Source organism: Alteromonas sp. 1_MG-2023 (assembly GCF_030547075.1).
Classification (GTDB): Bacteria; Pseudomonadota; Gammaproteobacteria; order Enterobacterales; family Alteromonadaceae; genus Alteromonas.
The window spans coordinates 143,350-163,970 of the sequence record NZ_JAUOQH010000006.1 but is presented as its reverse complement, the minus strand read 5'-3'; the positions used below and the strand labels follow the sequence as shown (position 1 = coordinate 163,970).

Annotated in this window: 18 protein-coding genes; 13 read left to right on the top strand and 5 right to left on the bottom strand. The window is 43.5% G+C overall.

Going from position 1 to position 20,621, the window contains the following annotated elements; genetic code table 11:
* The first annotated feature begins 7 nt into the window (after positions 1-7).
* From Q4561_RS08785 to Q4561_RS08745, 9 genes are all read left to right on the top strand, one after another.
* Positions 8-646: a hypothetical protein gene (locus tag Q4561_RS08785; RefSeq protein ID WP_303459285.1), complete on the top strand. Its 639-nt coding sequence runs from the start codon at positions 8-10 to the stop codon at positions 644-646.
* A gap of 231 nt (positions 647-877) precedes the next feature.
* Positions 878-1,825: a transposase gene (locus Q4561_RS08780; protein WP_303459283.1), complete on the top strand. Its 948-nt coding sequence runs from the start codon at positions 878-880 to the stop codon at positions 1,823-1,825.
* Between the two features lie 369 nt (positions 1,826-2,194).
* Positions 2,195-3,451 carry an efflux RND transporter periplasmic adaptor subunit gene (locus Q4561_RS08775; protein ID WP_303459281.1) on the top strand — a complete coding sequence of 419 codons (1,257 nt, stop codon included), beginning with the start codon at positions 2,195-2,197 and terminating at the stop codon, positions 3,449-3,451.
* Between the two features lie 18 nt (positions 3,452-3,469).
* A complete protein-coding gene (locus tag Q4561_RS08770) occupies positions 3,470-4,204 on the top strand; it encodes an ABC transporter ATP-binding protein (RefSeq protein ID WP_303459278.1) in 735 nt (244 codons plus the stop codon).
* A 1-nt stretch (position 4,205) separates the two neighbouring features.
* Positions 4,206-5,519 (top strand): ABC transporter permease, encoded by a 1,314-nt coding sequence (locus Q4561_RS08765; protein ID WP_303459275.1) that lies wholly within the window; start codon positions 4,206-4,208, stop codon positions 5,517-5,519.
* A gap of 10 nt (positions 5,520-5,529) precedes the next feature.
* On the top strand, positions 5,530-6,738 hold the full coding sequence (locus Q4561_RS08760) for an ABC transporter permease (RefSeq protein WP_303459272.1): 1,209 nt from the start codon (positions 5,530-5,532) through the stop codon (positions 6,736-6,738).
* 22 nt (positions 6,739-6,760) lie between these two features.
* Complete coding sequence (locus Q4561_RS08755; RefSeq protein ID WP_303459269.1) at positions 6,761-8,104, top strand: sigma-54 dependent transcriptional regulator; 1,344 nt, start codon at positions 6,761-6,763, stop codon at positions 8,102-8,104.
* Complete coding sequence (locus Q4561_RS08750; protein ID WP_303459267.1) at positions 8,101-9,483, top strand: PAS domain-containing sensor histidine kinase; 1,383 nt, start codon at positions 8,101-8,103, stop codon at positions 9,481-9,483. The genes Q4561_RS08755 and Q4561_RS08750 overlap by 4 nt, the downstream gene beginning before the upstream one ends.
* Positions 9,484-9,774: 291 nt before the next feature.
* Positions 9,775-9,900 (top strand): DUF3149 domain-containing protein, encoded by a 126-nt coding sequence (locus Q4561_RS08745; protein ID WP_082604951.1) that lies wholly within the window; start codon positions 9,775-9,777, stop codon positions 9,898-9,900.
* Positions 9,901-9,965: 65 nt separating this feature from the next.
* Here Q4561_RS08745 and smrB read toward each other — a convergent pair whose 3' ends face one another.
* A complete protein-coding gene (gene smrB, locus Q4561_RS08740; protein ID WP_303459264.1) occupies positions 9,966-10,559 on the bottom strand; it encodes an endonuclease SmrB in 594 nt (197 codons plus the stop codon).
* An 88-nt stretch (positions 10,560-10,647) separates the two neighbouring features.
* On the opposite strand from smrB, the gene prmB reads away from it, so the two are divergent.
* From prmB to Q4561_RS08720, 4 genes are all read left to right on the top strand, one after another.
* On the top strand, positions 10,648-11,583 hold the full coding sequence (prmB, locus tag Q4561_RS08735; protein WP_303459261.1) for a 50S ribosomal protein L3 N(5)-glutamine methyltransferase: 936 nt from the start codon (positions 10,648-10,650) through the stop codon (positions 11,581-11,583).
* A gap of 9 nt (positions 11,584-11,592) precedes the next feature.
* A complete protein-coding gene (gene aroC, locus Q4561_RS08730) occupies positions 11,593-12,702 on the top strand; it encodes a chorismate synthase (protein ID WP_303459259.1) in 1,110 nt (369 codons plus the stop codon).
* Between the two features lie 128 nt (positions 12,703-12,830).
* Positions 12,831-14,006 carry an MFS transporter gene (locus tag Q4561_RS08725; protein WP_303459257.1) on the top strand — a complete coding sequence of 392 codons (1,176 nt, stop codon included), beginning with the start codon at positions 12,831-12,833 and terminating at the stop codon, positions 14,004-14,006.
* A gap of 213 nt (positions 14,007-14,219) precedes the next feature.
* Positions 14,220-14,684: a hypothetical protein gene (locus Q4561_RS08720; RefSeq protein WP_303459255.1), complete on the top strand. Its 465-nt coding sequence runs from the start codon at positions 14,220-14,222 to the stop codon at positions 14,682-14,684.
* 118 nt (positions 14,685-14,802) lie between these two features.
* On the opposite strand, the gene Q4561_RS08715 is transcribed toward Q4561_RS08720, so the two are convergent.
* From Q4561_RS08715 to sodB, 4 genes are all read right to left on the bottom strand, one after another.
* Entirely contained in the window at positions 14,803-16,317 is a 1,515-nt protein-coding gene (locus Q4561_RS08715; RefSeq protein WP_303459252.1) for a SpoVR family protein, read from the bottom strand.
* A gap of 3 nt (positions 16,318-16,320) precedes the next feature.
* Positions 16,321-17,607 carry a YeaH/YhbH family protein gene (locus Q4561_RS08710; RefSeq protein WP_303459420.1) on the bottom strand — a complete coding sequence of 429 codons (1,287 nt, stop codon included), beginning with the start codon at positions 17,605-17,607 and terminating at the stop codon, positions 16,321-16,323.
* 43 nt (positions 17,608-17,650) lie between these two features.
* Positions 17,651-19,573: a PrkA family serine protein kinase gene (locus Q4561_RS08705; protein WP_303459250.1), complete on the bottom strand. Its 1,923-nt coding sequence runs from the start codon at positions 19,571-19,573 to the stop codon at positions 17,651-17,653.
* 248 nt (positions 19,574-19,821) lie between these two features.
* Entirely contained in the window at positions 19,822-20,403 is a 582-nt protein-coding gene (gene sodB, locus Q4561_RS08700; RefSeq protein ID WP_013784978.1) for a superoxide dismutase [Fe], read from the bottom strand.
* Positions 20,404-20,621: the final 218 nt, after the last annotated feature.

Sequence of the window (20,621 nt, the reverse complement as noted above, 5' to 3'; positions counted from 1 at the left end):
ACAAGCTATGCATCAAAAGTTCAAACCGTTGTGCATTTTTTTATCAAGTTTGGTCGTACTTTTTCCGCTGTTTATCGCTGGGTGCGCTACAACACCGCCAAAAGACAGCAGTAACTTGTGCGAAATCTTTTTTGAAAAAGATGATTGGTACGATGCAGCAGCCGATGCACGTGATAAATGGGGCGTACCGATACATGTGCCTATGGCCATGATGTATCAAGAAAGCTCCTTTAGGCACGATGCCTTGCCTCCCCGTGACTACGTATTTTTCGGCTTAGTCCCTTGGGGCAGAGTTAGTTCTGCCTACGGCTACTCGCAAGCTAAGACACCCACATGGGCCGACTACATGCGCGAAACCGATAACAGCGGCGCTGACCGCGATGATTTCGAAGATGCCATCGACTTTATGGGTTGGTTTATTTATAAATCGCAAAAAGTAAATGGCATTTCAAAGTGGGATGCTTACGCCCAATACTTGAATTACCACGAAGGCTGGGGTGGTTATAAACGTAGAAGTTACGATAAAAAGCCATGGCTAAAAAAAGTAGCGTCCAGAGTGAAAGCCCGTTCATTACGCTACGCAACTCAGCTTAAAACCTGTGAAGAAGAGCTAAGCAAAGGCTGGTTCATGAAGCTTTTTAGCTAGATTTGTAGACACCCACCTATTTAAAATGTGGACAGCCTCAAATTTTAAAATTTTAGACACCCACAGTTTTCAGAACTTTGGACATATCATGGATGTCCAAGGTTTGTTTGAGAAAACGCAAACCTTAGTCAATTGATTCGAAACAGAGGAGAAAACTAACCGAAGGTTCAGTTTTCTCCTATGGCAGATTAATCCACTATAAACATCAAATACCCACACCAAAATTTCAGCATGCCGCGTCCTCGTAAGTCACTAATATGTTTAGATGAGACTCCTTACTATCATTGCGTTTCTCGTTGTGTTCGTAGAGCATTCCTATGTGGTAAAGACAAATTTAGTGGAAAAAGCTACGAGCACAGAAGGCAATGGGTAGAGAACCGATTGCTTAAGCTCGCAAGTGTTTTTGCAATCGATGTTTGCGCTTATGCAGTAATGAGCAATCACACCCATACGGTATTACGCATTGATAAGAATCTTGCGCTTGCAATGAGCCCTGAAGAAGTACTAAGCCGGTGGCATACGCTTCACCATGGAACTTTGCTTACTCGTCAATTTATGAATAGAGATCAGAGGCCTAATCTTTCTGAGGCACAAATAAAAACGGTATTTTCTTGCGTGGAAATTTATAGAAAGCGTTTGTACGATATCAGTTGGTTCATGCGGCTTCTTAATGAGTTTATTGCTAGAAAAGCAAACAAGGAAGACGAATGCACAGGTCGTTTTTGGGAAGGACGATTTAAGTCTCAAGCTCTGTTAGATGAATCAGCGTTATTGGCTTGTATGGCCTATGTTGACTTAAATCCTATTAGAGTTGGCAATGCGAAGACACCTGAAAAGGCAATGTATACCAGTGTGAATCGTCGTATATCAAAGGCGAAAGTGAATAAACAACCCCCAGAGCTACTTCCATTTATTGGTGATTCACAAAATAGTAAATTAAGAGGCTTACCTTTTCGATTAGAGGATTATTTGCACCTGGTGGATCAAACAGGTAGACAACTAAGAAGTAACATCAAAGGTGCAATCCCGCAAAACTGCGAGCCTATATTATCGCGTACAGGTTTAACACAAACAGATTGGTCTGAAGTTGTAAGCACTATAGAGAGTAATTTCTCCAGCAAGATAAGCTTGGCGCTGGTAAAACGAAAAACGGGAGGTAGGCAACAATTAGCCTGCTAAACCTGAATACTCTATCCCAATCTTTGTCTCTTATTTTGCATCAATGGTATTGAGGCAAGTTGATATCAGCTTTTAAGTAACACTCAGTGGTTTTTCCTGATATCCATCCCTCTAATTGACTCAACCCGTCCGGCTAAACAAATCGGACAATAAAAGGTGTCCGTTCGGACACATCAACTACTCAATATTTTAAAAAGTCATTTTTAATCATGTAGTTAATTTTTGGCACGTTATTCGTACTACTAGTTTATGCCCCAACAAAAATTAAATTAACATGTTGCTTTTTCACTTTATCAGTCTGCCCATTATTATCTTTATTATTGTGGTATTGCTCGCTAATTTTGAGTCAGTAAGCCATGAGGATGCCTTATGATTCAGGATACCAGTAGCCAGGATACCGTTGTTATAACGCAGCCATCGCCAAAAAAATGGGTGGGTGTCTTAGCGGTACTCGTGATAATGGGTGTCTTCGGATATATTTTGCTTTTTTCTAGCTCCAACGCTGGCATATCTAGCAGCCGTGATTCGCTAAAATTCAGTGTAGTAACGAAAGGCGAGCTAATTAGGGATATCGTTACCACAGGCAGAATAATCGCTTCAAACGCTCCACAGCTATATAGCCCTGAGCAAGGCTATGTCGTATTAAAAGTTAAGCCCGGTGATTCGGTAGAATATGGGGATATTGTAGCAATAGTCGATTCTCCTGAGTTGCAGAATACTATGAAGCAAGAGCAATCTGCGCTAGCAAGTTTGCAAAGTGAGCTTGCTAGGCAAGAGCTCGACGTACGTAGACAGGCACTTTTATTAAATAAACAAGCTGATATTGCCGACGTTGAATTGGTCGCTGCTCAGCGAGAAGAAAAAAGAGCAAAGCTGTCTATTAAAGACCACCTCATTAGCCAGATAGATTTAGAAGAGGCTCTAGATAATCTAGCCAAGGCAGAAGTGACTTATAAGCACGCCATTAGCGAAATTGAATTAGCAACAGATACGTTAGCTTTTGAGCTTAAGACCACGAAAGAGAAGGTCGCTAGGCAAGCTTTAGTTGTTGATGACCTAACTCGCCAACTTGCCGATTTAACTATTAGCGCTAGCGTGTCTGGTGTGGTGGGGAACGTGCTAATTCAGCCGAATGCACTTGTGGCGAAAAATGAGCCATTAATGAAATTAGTAGATTTAACGGCTTACGAAGCCGAGCTCAACGTTGCTGAGAGCTACGCAAATGAGCTGGGGTTAGGGATGAGTGTTGAGTTAAAAGTGGGTGTCCAAAAAGTGATTGGCACATTGGTTTCAATATCCCCAGAAGTAGTCGATAGACAGGTTACTGCAAGGGTGCGCTTTCCTGAAAATAGCGTGCAGTCAATTCGTCAGAACCAACAGGTGTCAGCACGAATATTGTTAGAGAACAAAACTGATGTACTTAAGGTAGACCGTGGGAGCTTTCTTCAAGCCGGCGGCACCACAGCTTATTTAGTTACCGGCGACCTTGCAGAGCGAATCGACATTCAGGTTGGTGCAACCAGTATTCGAGAAGTGGAAATCCTCAGCGGCTTGCAAGAGGGCGATCGCATAATAGTTTCAAATTACGAACAGTTTAATCAAGCGGCTACAGTACTTCTGCGCTAATAAAAAGGATAAATAGCAATGTTAACCATGAATAACGTAAGCAAAATATACCAAACGAACAGCGTACAAACCCATGCACTAAGGGATTTTTCCTTAACCGTTAATGAAGGCGAGTTCATCGCCGTTACAGGGCCTTCTGGCTCTGGGAAAACAACGTTTTTAAACATAGCTGGTTTGCTTGAGCCGTTTACCTCAGGCCAATATACCTTAGATGGTGTCGATATCGGCGGGCTATCTGACAATGAAACTGCTGACTTAAGAAATCAGAAAATTGGGTATATATTTCAGGGGTTTAATTTAATACCTGATTTGAATTTATATGAAAATGTTGAAGTGCCCCTGCGTTATCGAGGCATTGCCGCGAAAGAACGTAAAATTAGAATTGAACAATGTTTAGAGCAAGTTGGACTAGCCAGCAGAGCGAAACACTTACCCCAACAGTTATCTGGCGGGCAGCAGCAGCGTGTGGCAATAGCACGAGCTCTTGCGGGCAAGCCTCGTTTCTTACTTGCCGATGAACCTACGGGAAATCTGGACAGCCTTATGGCACGCCAAGTCATGGAGCTACTAGAAGAAATAAACAAAAATGGCGCAACAATTGTAATGGTAACTCATGATGCTGAATTGGCCCGCCGAGCGCCTAGGAATATTCAAGTCGTAGATGGGCAGTTAGCCGACTTTACCTTGTATCAAGGTAAACCGACAGTAACGGCCACCCGCGCCGAAGAAGCCGTTGTTGCATCAGGAGTATAATATGTTCCTCCATTATATCGATTTAAGTTGGCGAAGCATTAAACGCACGCCCGTCATTAGCTTTTTGATGGTGTTCGCCATAGCCATTGGCATTGGGTTGACTATGACAAGTCTGTCGGTTTATCACATGATGTCGATGGACCCCATTCCCCACAAAAGTGGCGCTATTTTTTATCCGCAGCTGAATATTATGGACGATGGCAGTGAGTGGCATTCATCTGACAACCTACCTTATCAACTGACTTATCAGGATGCCGTGAATCTGTACAACGCAGATATTCCAGTACCTAAATCGCCGAGCTTTAGAAGCGGCTTCTCTGTGCACCTTAATTCGCCTGATGTGAAACCTACTATGGAGCCCGCCCGATTGGTGAATAGAGAGTTCTTCACTATCTTCGACCGACCTTTTATTTATGGCGCACCTTGGTCTTTAAATTCACAAGACACCCACGAATACGTAGCAGTGATATCAGAAAAAATTAACAACCGTTTGTTTGCAGGTGAAAACTCGGTTGGCCAACATATATACCTTGATAATAATAGTTACCGAATTGTGGGTGTCACAGCGAATTGGAAGCACCACGTGAAGTATTACGACGTGAACAACGGAGCGTTTAATTCCTCTGAACAGCTCTATATTCCTTTCGGCATTGGTGCGTTAGAAGAAATTACCACTTGGGGAAACTTAAACGGCTGGAAGCATGAAGCGCTTAAGAACTATCAAGATTTAATGCATTCAGAGCACGTATGGGTTCAATTTTGGGTTCAATTGAACTCGGAAGACGAGAAGCAACAGTTCACCAACTTCCTTATGTCCTATATGGAAGATCAAAGAGAAAAAGGACGTTTCAACCGACAAACGTTGGAATACAAACTTAGAAACGTGACGGAATGGCTGGAGTACAACAACGTGGTATCTGAAGATAACCGTATTCTGGTGGGGTTGAGTTTTATGTTCCTATTAGTGTGTGTGTCCAACATTTTAGGGTTACTGCTGGCGAAGTTTTTAAAGCGGGCGCCAGAGGTGGGTGTCCGAAGGGCACTAGGTGCCAGCAAGCGTCATATATTTGCCCAGCATATTGTCGAAGTATCAGTGATTGGGTTAGCCGGAGGCTTGTTAGGTATTGTGATTGCGCAAATTGGGTTATGGGGAATTCGCGTGACCAACAGCTATTATGATGCCTTAGCAACTATGGATGTCTCAATGTTGCTAGCTGCGCCAATTATTGCCCTAGTGGCCAGTTTCTTGGCTGGGTTGTATCCAGCATGGTTAGTGTGCAGAACACAACCCGCTATCTACTTAAAAAGCCAATAGGGAGCAGGCTATGTTAGACATTAAACCTATTTTCAACGCAATACGCCGCTCCAAAATTGGTGCTGTGCTTTTACTACTTCAAATTGCACTCACCATGGCGATTGTTAGCAACGCTGCATTTATGATTAACGATCATGTTTCGTATCTTCGCGAAGATACGGGGTTCCCAGAAAAGGAAATCTTTAGCTTGTCGGTCATGACGTTTGGTAAAGACCGCTCTCTCAGTCAACAAGCCGAACTCGATGAAACAATGATTAGAAGCCTTCCTGGCGTAATTGACGCCAGTTTAACTCAAGCCATACCCTTGTCAGGCGGTGGCTCTTCATCATCAGTGCGTTTGAAGCCATCTCCAGAGAAATCTAAATCCATCAGCGTGCCATACTATTATATGGATGAGCATGGCTTAAATACTTTTGGTATAAAACTACTTGAGGGGCGTAACTTTAGGCCAGAAGAGATAATTGTTGGTAATGACTTTACCGGTAACGGCCCCAATACAGTTATTGTCTCTCAAGCCCTTGCTGATGCACTATTTCCCGATGGTGGTGCGCTGGGTGAAACGGTTTATCTTAAAAATAGACCCCTTGAAATTATCGGCATTGTGGGAACAATGAAAAGCCCGTGGCCCAATGGCATGCGTGATAAAACCACAGCTATTGTACCGTTTATGGATGTGCAAAATTATCAACATATTCTCGTTCGAACGGATAAAACTGAACGAGCTAATATCATGGCGAACATTGAACAGAATATGTTGGACGTTTACGATAAACGGGTCATCATTAATGTCGATGGGTTAGATAAAACCAAAGAAAACTACGACTCCACTGATGTGCTCATGATGCGTATGTTAATTGTACTGGTTGTTATTCTTTTACTGGTGACTGCACTTGGCATATTCGGCCTCACCCAATTCAATATTAGTAAACGCACAAAACAAATTGGAACCCGGCGGGCGTTAGGCGCAAGAAAGTCTGCTATCGTAAGGTATTTTTTAGTCGAAAATACCATGGTATGCATAGCGGGCTTACTGATAGGGGGAATAGCAGCAGTGGTTTTAGGTGATGTAATGATGAAATCTTACTCCATTTCATCATTAGAGCCAGAATTCATCCTAGGTACTGCCGTGTTTATTTTTGTAATGAGCATAGTGGCCGTTATTTTTCCTGCAATGCGAGCTGCTAATATTTCACCCAGTATTGCTACTCGAAGCATATAAGTCGTATTTAAGAAGTGCAGACATGACAAAAGTGTTAATTGTTGATGATAACGCCGCCGTATTAGAGGCGTTGTCATTATTGCTAGAAATTCATGGTTACGATGTGGTGACAGCCACCACACCAAAAGCGGCGCTGCAGATAGTCAATTACCAAGCTATCGGGCTAGTGCTGCAAGATATGAATTTTAGTGCAGATACGACCTCTGGCGAGGAAGGGCGCGAGCTCTTCTTCGCACTTCGTGAGCTAAACCCGCTATTACCCATTATTCTCATTACCGCGTGGACGGAATTAGAACAAGCAGTAGAGTTAGTGAAAGCGGGCGCGGCAGACTACATTCCAAAGCCTTGGGATGACAGCAAGCTTATTACCACTATTAAAAATCTTGTAGCGCTAGGGCAGGCCGCTAGCCAAAATAAAGTGTTGAAGCAGCAGGTGACAAATTTTGACAATACTCGCCAGGCAGCAGTAAGTATTGGATTAGTGTACGAAAGTGCAGCCATGCAGCGGGTGGTAGATATGTCGGTGCAGGTGGCTAAATCTGATGTGCCGGTGCTTATTACTGGGCCTAACGGTAGTGGAAAGGAAAAGATTGCTGAACTCATTCAGTCTCAATCACCACTTAATCAGTCCGCATTTGTGAAGGTAAACGCGGGAGCCCTTCCTCAAGAGCTTATTGAAGCCGAGCTATTTGGCGCAGAAGTCGGGGCGTTTACCAGCGCTAATAAAACGCGAATTGGCCGGTTTGAAGCTGCTAACCAAGGCACCTTGTTCTTGGATGAGATTGGCAACTTGCCTTTGTCTGGCCAAGTCAAACTATTACGCGTATTGCAAACCGGTGAGTTTGAAAAACTGGGCTCGGTGAAAACACAAAAAACTGACGTAAGAATTATATCGGCTACCAATTCTGATTTAACCCGCGATATCGCCAACGGTGCATTCCGCGAAGACTTGTTTTACCGTTTAAATGTTATCGAAATTAATGTGCCGCCGCTTAATGAGCGAGGAGATGATGTGTTGGCCTTAGCAAAGCATTTTCTGCCTGGTCGAGACATTAGCTTAACTGGTCAACAAACATTACAAGCCTATGCATGGCCAGGAAATGTGCGTGAGCTTGAGAATGTGTGTCGACGAGTTAGTATTTTACACCCAGATGGTACTCTTGATGCTGAAGACTTCGGTTTACCCTGTGCGAATAGTGATGCGAATACCGAGCCCAAAGGGGGAAAAGAACCCAGCAAGTTAGAGATAGAGGAGGCACTTACAGAATTTAACGGCACAATATCTAAAGTCGCAAGGTACTTAGGACTATCAAGGCAAGCCCTCTACCGCAGGCTAGATAAATATGGAATTGATTATAAATCGTGAGGTTAATTAAAACTAAGCTTTTGGTCGCTGCGCTTTGCGCTACGGCAATAGGCATGGCGCCTATGTTGTATTTAAGCGACCTGTCGGTTGTTCAAAAAGCCCTGCTTGTTACTGCGTCTTTGTGCCTGTGCGCAATGGCAGTGAAAGTCTGTACGGCGCAAATAACTAATCAATTGGGTGCGCTGGAAATAGGCTTGCTCAATTTTAAAGACGGGGAGTTTTCATCAACACTGGCTTGTAAAACGGGTGATGAGTTTGAAACCTTATGCCAGCTTTATAACGATACCGCAGAAACCCTTCGCCGAGAAAAACAGTGGTTGTATCAACGAGAGCTAATGCTAGACAAAGTGCTGCATAGTTCACCTGACGTTTTATTATTAGTAAACGACCAGATGTATGTAGTACTGAGTAACCGCCAAGCGTGCGAATTTTTCCACCCAACAAGTAAAGTAGAAGATAGTGATTCACAGGCAAATGGTGTTGGTGCCACTAGAGTGGGGGCCAACAGTTTGGGCGAGAAAAGCGTGGGTACCAAAAGTTTAGAGGGCTACACCCTTGGTACGTTACTCAAAAATAAACCAGACACGCTGAAAGATGTTTTGTTAGATAACCGAGAAGGGCTATTTACCTTGCCTCAGGATGCCAATGGAATTCAAACGTGGCATATGGCTACCGGAACCTTCTTGCTCAATAATCAAACTCACCGACTGTATATTCTTAAGCAAATGACTCGGGAGCTTAATCGACAAGAAGTGTCGGTTTGGAAAAAAGTAATAAGAGTGATTAGTCACGAGCTAAATAATTCCTTAGGGCCTATTTCTAGCCTGTTACATAGCGGCCAAATTGTAGGTCAACAAAATGGAAATACCCGTCTGGTACGCGTGTTCCACACCATTGAAGAGCGTATTGCCCATTTAAATCAATTTGTTCAAGGGTATGGAAGGTTTGCAAAATTGCCTCCACCGGTTTTGGTAACGATTGATTGGGATAAAATAACGGCGCAACTCAGCAATCAGTGTGATTTCAAGTTAACCATGCCTGAGGCTGTCGAGGTGAAAGCCGATGCAGTCCAAGTTGAGCAGCTATTAATTAACCTACTTAAAAATGCACATGAATCGGGAGGAAACCCACAGGATGTAGAGCTCGTTATCAAGCAAACGGCCTCTCAAGTGATTATAGAAGTACTCGATAGCGGAAAAGGCATGACGGATAGCGTAATGACAAATGCGCTGGTGCCTTTTTATTCCACTAAGGCGAATGGAAGTGGACTAGGGTTGGCGCTATGCCGAGAAATTACCGACGCGCATAATGGGCACTTAGTGATTCAAAACCGAAAAGACAAGGGATTATGCGTACGTTTTATTTTAGATAGAGCGTAAATTTCATTACAGAATTACGAGGAAAAAAAAGGGAAACAGACGGGAGTCTGTTTCCCTTACGACGCTAAGCCAAGACCGTTTTTAACCTACGTCGAACAGGCATGTATAATGTATTGTAAATGAGAATGATTTGCAATGGCATTTTGAGTTATTTTTAATTTATTTAAAAATTGATCTCGATCAACTTCAAACACTCTCTGTAAATACTGCTCATTTTACCTTGATCCAGATCATATCGAACTGTGGGTAAACCTCTATTATTAAGCTGTAGATGATTAGAGGAGAAACACCATGTTGCTAAGTATGATTTCAGATCCCGTTGTATGGGGCTCGCTTTTAGGTATCAGTATTATTATTGGAATGGGCGTGTTTTATACATACATGTTTATGCACAACAGCGCAGAGCTTGATAAGTAAGCGGAGCTTTACCCATGAGAGCATTGCCGCTTAGGTCAAGAATCCAGTAAATAAAACTAATTTCACTATCGCTTATATTCTGGCGTGGGCACATCTAGCAAAACAAGCAATGCCGCTTGTCCGCCGTATTCTAGCGGGGCTTGGTGAAATGCATTCACGTGGGGATGCTGTATTAAGTAGTGGGGAAGCGCGTTTTTTAATACGCCTTGCCCAAACCCGTGCATGATAGAAACGCAGTCTACCGACTCTTTGCGGGCTGTATGAATCAATGAGGCTATTTCGGTTTTTGCCATTTCTCGGGTCATGCCATGCAAATCGAGCAAAAACTCAGGAGAATAGTCTCCTCGTCTAAGCTGCTTTAGTACATGTGTCGGCACGCCTTCTCGGCAATATCGCATGGGGCCCTCTTGCGGAAGTACGGCTTGGTACATATCTGAAAAGCTAAAACTCGCCGCTACCTGCTTACTGCCTTTAAGGTGCTTAACCCCTGCCAGTTGCTTTTTCTTTTCAAGAGCAACCTTCTTATTCGGTACAACCTTGTCCTGCTCCATGGGTTTTACACCTTGCACAGCATCAGCAAATGAGAAGGTATCTTCAATCACTTTTGGCTTCTCAGTGCCTTTTATCATGGCTTTTAGTTCTTTTTTAAATGCTTTCATTATGAACCGATATGCAAATTAACGTGGGCGCAGGCGTTATCTTTGGGTATGATACCAGCTTTCATATTCCTGATGTACCCAAGCTCTTATGACCGACAAGTTTTACTTAGAAGAAGCCATCGAAGATTTACACAGCATACTTGATATGATTCGGTGGGCTACCAGTCGATTTAACGACGCCGCCCTCTATTTTGGTCATGGTACCGATAACGCTTGGGATGAAGCATTAAGCCTTACCATGCAAGCGCTACACTTGCCGCATTCGTTGTCTGAGCATGTTGGCGATAGCATGTTGTCATCACGACTTACAAAAAGTGAGCGGGAAAAAATTGCTGAGCTAGTTTTAAAACGGGTGCAAACTCGTATGCCCCTGCCTTACATTACTAATGAAGCTTGGTTTTGCGGCATGCCATTTTACGTTGATGAGCGCGTGCTTATTCCTCGCTCTCCGTTTGCGGAACTGATTCAAAATAATTTTGAGCCCTTCGTTAAAGAAGCACCGTCGCATATTTTAGATATGTGTACCGGTGGTGGTTGTATTGCTATTGCGCTTGCGCATGCGTACCCAGACTCACAGGTTGATGCGGTAGATATAAGCGAAGATGCCCTTGAAGTAGCCGATATTAATATTCAAGAGCATCAACTCAGTCACCGTGTTTACCCCATTCATTCTGATTTATTTACTAATTTAACCGGGCAGAAGTACGATTTAATTGTATCAAACCCACCTTATGTTGATGCTGAAGACATGGCCGACTTACCTGATGAATATCATCATGAGCCAGAGCTTGCATTAGCGGCCGGCGATGACGGGTTAGAACTTGTGGATATTATGCTGCGTAAAGCACCACAATACTTAACCGACAACGGCTGGTTGTTCATTGAAGTAGGTAACAGCGAAGTGCACATGGACACTCGTTTCCCAGGCCTTGAAGTCATTTGGCTTAGCTTTGAAAATGGCGGGCAGGGGATATTTGCCGTGAACAACACAACATTACAAAACTATTTTAACAGCAAGGATTAATTCTAGATTATGTCAGGCAACAGCTTTGGAAAACTCTTCACCGTTACCACATTTGGAGAAAGCCACGGTATCGCCATTGGTGGTGTTGTTGATGGTTGCCCTCCAGGCCTCACGTTAAGTGAAGCTGATTTACAGGGCGATTTAGACAGACGTAAGCCTGGTACATCCCGTTATACCACTGCCCGTCGTGAAGATGATGAAGTGCAGATTTTGTCTGGCGTGTTTGAAGGAAAAACCACGGGTACCAGTATTGGTTTGTTGATTAAAAACAAAGATCAACGCAGCCAAGATTACTCAAATATCGCTGACCGTTTCCGTCCTGGTCATGCTGATTACACCTACGACCAAAAGTATGGTTCACGTGATTATCGTGGTGGTGGTCGCTCTTCTGCTCGTGAAACCGCGGTTCGTGTTGCAGCTGGTGGTATTGCGAAAAAATATTTAAAAGAAGTACATGGTGTTGAAGTACATGGGTACCTTTCTCAATTAGGGCCTATTAGCGTTGAAAACGTTGACCATAAAGTAACGAACACCAACCCTTTCTTTTGCCCTGATGAAAGCAAACTTGAAGCGCTAGATGAATACATGCGAGAGCTTAAAAAATCTGGCGATAGCATAGGTGCTAAGGTTTCAGTCGTAGTTAAAAATGTTCCAGTGGGGTTGGGCGAGCCAGTATTCGATAGATTAGATGCCGACATTGCACACGCTATGATGGGTATTAACGCGGTTAAAGGCGTAGAAATTGGCGATGGCTTTGAGGTTATTAACCAAAAAGGCAGTGAGCACCGTGACACGCTTTCACCAGAAGGTTTCCGATCAAACCATGCAGGTGGGGTATTAGGCGGTATTTCAACAGGACAAGATCTTGAAGTGCATATGGCACTCAAGCCAACCTCAAGTATTTCGGTGCCAGGTAAAACTATCAACAAGCAGGGTGAAGAAATCGAAATCATCACCAAAGGTCGTCACGACCCTTGCGTGGGTATTCGCGCAGTGCCTATTGCTGAAGCAATGATGGCCATTGTATTAATGGATCATTACTTACGTCACCGTGCACAAAATGCTTCTGTGGTATCGACTACGGCTCCTATCGCGGGCCAAGCGGGTCAAGCAGAGTAAGCGCTAAGAAAACGCTAATTGAGCGCTAAATAAACAGTGCGCCATTAAAAATAGTAACAACCCAATTCATCCCCTTCATAGGCCACAAGTAATCCTACTTGTGGCGCTATCGCATACGGAGTTGTGCAGTGCCATTCGCTAAATTACCTTTTGCTAACCATAAATCACTCATTGTTCTCGCGTTAACCTATTGGCTGTACTTTGGTCAACTAGGCGTGTTAGTCCCTTACTTGGGTATATTTCTTGATGGTCGTGGCTTTAGCTCTGCTGAAATAGGGGAGCTTTTCGCAGTGATAACCCTTGCCCGTATTTTAGGGCCTGGATTGTGGGCGGGCATTGCCGATAAAAAAGGCAACGCGGTAAGTGTGTTGCGCCTAGGTAGCTTTCTTACGGTAGCCACCTTTTGTTCGGTATTCTTATTTGAAGGTTTTTGGGGGCTTACCCTTTCCTTTGGCTTAATGATGATGTTCTGGACTGCGGTTTTACCTCAGTTAGAGGTTATTACTATGAAGTCTGTAGTGGGAACTAAAGCCAGCTATGGGCTTATTAGGTTGTGGGGAAGTATTGGCTTTATTTGCTTAACCGTAGGCGTGGGTAAGGCTTTAGACAGCTTTTCTACTGAAACACCAGTCATCGTGAGTGTGGGCGTGTTATTGCTCTTGTTCGTGACCACGCTATTTATTCAAGCCCCGAAAGCGAGCGCCGAGAAACACACCGCTGTTGGAAGCATTTGGCAGTATGCCAAACAGCGACCTTTTGTGGTTTTTATCTTTGCCTCAATATGCTTACAAATTAGCTTCGGTGCCTATTACGGCTTTTTTGCGCTGTACATGCGCGACCTCGGCTACAGCGGTCAGCAAACGGGTTTATTCATCGCCCTTGGTGTGTTGGTAGAAGTGGTTATTTTTCTTATTGCCAGCCGTTTAACTGCACGTTTTGGCGTATGGAATTTGCTGTTTGCCAGTTTGCTATTAACAGCACTGCGTTGGTATGCGTTAGCTGCCGCGGCCGATAGTATGGCGGTGATATTACTCAGCCAAGTGATTCATGCATTAAGCTTCGGGTTAACTCATGCGGTATCGGTCCACTTTATTCACCAGTTTTTACCACCGGCATTCCACAGCCGAGGCCAAGCTATCTATATTAGTGTGGCGTTCGGATTTGGTGGCGCATTTGGTAATTACATGGCAGGCCAACAATGGAACCAAGGCGCCAATGCTTATGAGACCTTTGCTACCGCTGCGGTCTTCTCCGCAATAGGGGCGATTTCCTTGTTTCTCTGTAAGCGTAAGCAGCTCATGTGAAAAGCCTTCACAGGTTAAAGCTTGTTTCATTAAAGCTTTTGTCAAAACCTACCTTACTTGTAATATGTAGCTATACTGAATTAGACGTAAAGTAACACTAGTACGAAGATAGAAGACATCTTGTTGTAGTAACAAACATTATTGCAGGGCTAGTACAAAGCTAGTACAGGTGTCTACGTTAGTATTCTTGTACTGATAAAAAGGAGTGTTTGCATGAATCCACGCTCTGAAGTGGTGTGTTGTAAAAAGTTTCCTCACGCAGCCTACAGCATAGAGATTGTAGGTTCGACACTTATTAGTGAACTAGCCGGTCAATGGTCTACCGAAATATCAAATAGCTATATTGCCGATGTTAAGCAAGAGGTTTCATCTAGATTCAACAAGCGCTGGCTACATATTGTGTTGTTAGACAAGTGGGATTTAACCACCTTCGATGCGATGGATAACTTCACCCAATACGGTGTTTGGTGTTACGAACAGGGCGTTAAGGCTACCTTTTATGTATATCAAACAAACCCCGTTAAGCGATATCAACTCGCTAAAATGCTGCCCGAGCGGGCCAGAGATTACGCAAGCTTTCACGTGGAAAATATAGATGATGGGTTCGTTTATGCCTCTGAAAATGGCTTTCTTGATGAGCCCAAGCCCACTCAAACGATTAAAACTTTGAATGCCTGACATACTCATACGGTTGCTTTTGCACGTTAGTGCCCTAGCCCCCTAGAATCTGGAAGTTGTATTTAATTGTGTGCAGTTAACTTGCGTCCCCGCAAATAGCAGAGGACGCAAAGTACACTTACTTGCTGGTTCGACACTCGGCCAGTAGGGTAGGTAGGCCAGCACTATTTTCTTGCTCTAGCCTTACATCAAACTTCCACAACCTATGAAGATGTCGCATCACTTCACCTTTGGAGTTTCCTAACGGAATACCATGCTGCGGAACATAGCGAAGGGTTAATGAGCGGTCTCCTCTTACGTCCACATTGTAAACCTGAATATTAGGCTCTAAATTACTTAAATTATATTGGGCGGACAGTTTCTCTCTAATTGCGCGATAGCCATTTTCATCGTGGATGGCACTCACACTCACATAGGAATTACTGGCATCGTCCTCTAAGGCAAATAATTTAAAATCACGCATGAGTTTGGGCGACAAAAACTGACTGATAAAACTTTCATCTTTAAAGTTGTGCATAGCGAAGTGGACGGTTTCAAGCCAGTCTTTACCTGCGATAGTAGGCAAGTATTCGTAGTCTTCCTTCGTCGGCGCTTCGCAAACTCGCTTTATATCCATAAACATCGAAAACCCTAACGCATAAGGATTAATGCCTGAATAGTAGGGGCTGTTGTAATCGGGCTGCATCACTACGCTGGAGTGACTGTGCAAAAACTCCATCATAAAGCGGTCGCTTACTAAGCGTTCGTCATACATTTTATTTAAGATGTGGTAATGCCAAAAACAGGCCCAGCCCTCGTTCATCACTTGGGTTTGTTTTTGTGGGTAAAAATACTGAGATACTTTTCTTACAATGCGAACGAGCTCACGCTGCCAAGGCTCTAATAACGGCGCATTCTTTTCAATGAAGTACAGCAAGTTTTCCTGAGGTTCAGATGGAAAACGGTGAACATCTTTGTGCTTTTCTTTGGCATTGTTTGGTAGAGTGCGCCACAGTTCATTAACTTGCGATTGTAAGTAGCGGGCGCGTTCTTTCTGGCGGCTTTTCTCTTCCTGAAGCGATATTTTTTGCGGTCTTTTGTATCTGTCTACGCCGTAATTCATTAGGGCATGGCAAGAGTCGAGTATATTTTCAACTTCCTCTACACCATGCTTTTGCTCACATTTCGCAATGTATTTTTTGGCGAATACCAAGTAGTCGATAATAGAACTGGCATCTGTCCAAGTTTGAAAAAGATAGTTACCTTTGAAAAATGAGTTATGCCCATAGCAAGCATGCGCCATCACTAACGCTTGCATCGTAATAGTGTTTTCTTCCATTAAATACGCAATGCAAGGGTCGGAATTAATCACTATTTCGTAGGCCAATCCCATTTGACCACGGCGATATTGCTGCTCAGTTTGAATAAATTTTTTGCCAAACGACCAATGGGTATAGTTAAGCGGCATACCAATACTGGCATACGCATCCATCATTTGTTCAGCAGTAATAACCTCAATTTGGTTAGGGTATGTGTCTAGCTTGAACTCTTTAGCAATGCGGTCGATTTCTGTTTCATAGTCGGTTAGTAATGAAAATGTCCAATCGGGGCCATCATCTAGTTTATGCTGTTGACGCGCTTCGCTTACTGACATGGGCTAACCTCCTTGCGTACTTAACTGCTCAGTACGCTTAAATATCTCCCTGAATACAGGGTAAATATCATCCGGTGACTGAATGTGTTTACATACTAAGTTGTCATAAGACTGACTTACCTTTTCGTATTCTCGCCAAAGGGTTTGGTGTTGGCGTTCGGTTATTTCAATGTAGGCAAAGTAGCGCGTGGCTGGTAATAGGTTATTGACTAAAAGCGAGCTGCATAGCGGCGAGTCATCTGCCCAGTTATCGCCATCTGACGCTTGGGCAGCATAAATATTCCAATTACCGTCGCTGAACCGTTCTCGCACGATTTCGTCCATTAGCTTAAGTGCGCTAGAGACAATGGTACCGCCGGTTTCTTGAGAGTAGAAAAACTCTTGCTCGTCGACTTCTTTCGCTTGGGTATGATGGCGGATATACACCACTTCAACATTTTCGTAGGTACGGGTTAAAAACAAATACAACAAAATATAGAAGCGTTTGGCCACATCTTTAGTGGCCTGATCCATAGAGCCTGAAACATCCATCAAACAAAACATCACCGCCTTGCTTGTGGGGACGGGCCGCTTATCGTAGTTTTTAAAGCGTAAGTCGAAGGTGTCGATAAAAGGGACTTTAGCCACTTTAGTTTTTAATAGTGCAAGCTCTTTTTCAATCTCTTCAATAGCAAGCGCATTATCGGAAGGTGCAACAGTTAACAAGGCTAACTGTTCTTCTAACTCTCTAATACGCTTACGGGTAGAGCCGGTTAACGCAATTCGTCTCGCCACCGAGCCTTTAAGAGAGCGAACAATGTCTAAGTTACTCGGCACACCGTCAGTTTGATACCCAGCGCGATAGGTTTCATGTTGGATAACTTTGTCGAACTGATTCTTCTTTAAATTGGGCAGCGCTAGGTCGTCGAATAGAATATCGAGATATTCATCTTTTGAGATGGAAAATACAAATTCATCTTCGCCTTCACCGCTATTACCGGCGTCCCCCTCACCGGAGCCTTGACCCGCACCACCAGGTGGCCGGTCTATCTGATCGCCCGCAATGAATTGATCGTTACCAGGGTGGACTATATCTCGCTTGCCACCTTTGCCGGTGTGAAAAACAGGCTCAGAAATATCGCGAGTAGGAATGCTTACCTGCTCGCCGGAGTCTAAGTCGGTAACAGAACGTTTACCCACTGCATCGGTAACGGCGCGCTTTATTTGTTGTTTGTAGCGTTTAATAAAGCGCTGTCTGTTTACCGTGCTTTTGCCTTTACTATTAAGTCTTCGGTCGATGAAATGCGCCATAACCACCTGCTTGTCATAGGGTGAACCACGAGTAAATAGCCCATTATGAAGCTTTACGAACTCGCAAATACCACTCACACAATAGTCTGACTTGCTTTTGTGTATAGCCTTTTTCCGTCATTCGATTCACAAAGTCGTCATGCTTTTTCTGCTCATCAGCAGACCCTTTGGTGTTGAACGAAATAACTGGCAGCAAATCCTCCGTGTTGGAAAACATTTTCTTTTCAATCACAGTGCGTAACTTTTCGTAACTCGTCCAAGAAGGGTTCTTGCCCGCATTATTGGCCCGTGCACGAAGTACAAAATTCACTATCTCATTACGGAAGTCTTTAGGATTGCTTATTCCCGCAGGCTTTTCGGTTTTTTCAAGTTCGGCGTTTAGCGACGCGCGGTCAAAAAGTTGACCGGTTTCAGGGTCACGATATTCCTGATCTTGGATCCAAAAATCTGCATAGGTGACATAGCGGTCAAAAAGATTCTGCCCGTATTCTGAGTAAGATTCCAAATACGCGGTTTGAATTTCTTTACCGATAAACTCAACGTATTTTGGTATGAGGTAGCCTTTTAAAAATTCTAAATATTGCTCACTTAAATCAGGCGGAAATTGTTCACGTTCAATCTGTCTTTCAAGCACATAAAACAAATGGACAGGATTGGCAGCGACTTCTTGATGATCGAAGTTAAATACACGGGATAGTATTTTAAACGCAAAGCGGGTGGATAACCCTTCCATGCCTTCATCTACGCCGGCATAGTCGCGGTATTCTTGGTACGATTTTGCTTTAGGATCGGTGTCTTTCAAGCTTTCGCCGTCGTAAACTCGCATTTTTGAGAACAAACTTGAGTTTTCAGGCTCTTTCAATCTTGAAAGCACGGTAAATTGAGCTAAGCATTCAAGGGTATCTGGCGCGCACGGTGCCCCGTTAAGTTCACTGCTATCTAGCAGTTTGCGGTAAATATGTATCTCTTCGCTTACCCGTAAGCAGTAAGGCACTTTTACAATATAAACCCGGTCTAGAAAGGCTTCGTTGTTCTTGTTGTTTCTAAAGGTTTGCCATTCTGACTCATTTGAGTGGGCTAAAATTAAGCCATCAAAGGGTAGGGCTGAAAACCCTTCGGTAGGGTTGTAATTGCCTTCTTGGGTGGCAGTAAGCAGTGGATGTAGCACTTTAATCGGTGCTTTAAACATTTCTACGAATTCCATCAACCCCTGATTCGCTTTACACAACGAGCCTGAATAACTGTAAGCATCAGGATCGTTCTGAGCGTACTGCTCTAATCGGCGAATATCTACCTTGCCTACCAAGGCTGAAATATCTTGGTTGTTCTCATCGCCAGGTTCAGTTTTCGCAATACCCACTTGATCGAGTACAGAAGGGTAGACACGCACTACTTTGAATTTTGTAATGTCACCATTGTATTCATGCAAACGCTTGCGCGCCCACGGCGACATAATGGTTTTTAGGTAGCGTTTGGGAATGCCATATTCTTGCTCTAGTAAATGCCCATCTTCATTAGCATCAAATAAACAAAATGGATGGTCGTTTACCGGAGAGCCTTTAATGGTATAAATCGGTACGTGTTGCATAAGCTCTTTTAAACGCTCAGCTAACGACGACTTACCGCCCCCTACAGGCCCAAGTAAATAGAGAATTTGTTTCTTTTCTTCTAGCCCCTGCGCGGCATGTTTTAGATAAGAGACTATTTGTTCAATAGCTTCTTCCATGCCATAAAATTCATCAAATGCGGGGTAGCGAGATATAACGCGGTTTGAAAATATGCGACTCAAGGCGGGGTCTGTCGCGGTGTCTATCATTTGAGGTTCGCCGATGGCACTTAGTAAGCGTTCAGCAGCATTTGCGTAAGCTCCAGCATCGTCCTTGCAAATATCAAGGAACTCCTCAATGGTAAACTCTTCCTGCTTTCGTTCTTCGTATCGGTTTTGGTAATGTTCGAAAATACCCATAAATACCTCTTAAAAAACGGTTGCCCGTAATTCCAGCTTAGATCGGTATTGAAAAATAAGAAACAAAAAAAATAGTTAAGTTTTGTATAGGAGGGGCTAGAACGGTCTAACGAAAAATGGAATTTTTTCTCTTAAATAGAGTCAAATAGGGCCATTAGAATTTCTTAAAAGCCGGTTTATTTAAAAAAATAATAGGCACAAAAAAACCCGCTATTAGCGGGTTTTTAAATTCAGATAACTAAAATTGACTAGGCGAAGTTTGCGCTAGCGAATTCCCAGTTAGCAAGTGCCCAGAAGTTTTCTAGGTACTTAGGACGTACGTTACGGTAGTCGATGTAGTAAGCATGTTCCCAAAGGTCAACAGTCAACACAGGCGTAAGCTCGTCACCAGAAATTGGTGTTTCGGCGTTGCTTGTATTTACGATGTCTAGAGAACCGTCAGCTGCTTTCACTAACCATGTCCAGCTAGAACCAAAGTTGTTCACTGCTTTGTCGTTAAATGCAGCTTGGAAGTCTGCAAAAGACCCCCATTTTGCATTGATTGCGTCAGCAAGTGCACCAGTAGGTTCGCCGCCGCCATTAGGGCTTAAGCAGTTCCAGTAGAACGTGTGGTTCCAAACTTGTGCTGCATTATTGAAAACGCCACCTTCAGAAGACTTGATGATCTCTTCTAGGCTTTTGCTTTCTAAATCAGTACCTTCAACTAAACCGTTTAATTTAGTAACGTAAGTAGCGTGATGTTTGCCGTAGTGATAATCCAGCGTTTCAGAAGAAATATGCGGTTCAAGTGCATTTTTTTCGTATGGTAATGCTGGTAATTCAAAAGCCATATCGGTCTCCATGTCGGTTTAATGTTTTTAAACAACGTTAATTTTAGCTCGCAATGCCTGTTCGACGAGCCTGTATAAATACTTTATCTAAGATGCTTATTTTATAATAGCAAAAGCATGCCATAGATGTAGGGGCAAATTCTTATAACTCAATGACAAATTTATGAAAATTCACAAATCTTGTCCACTTTACAATATTTACCCACAAATCCTAGTTG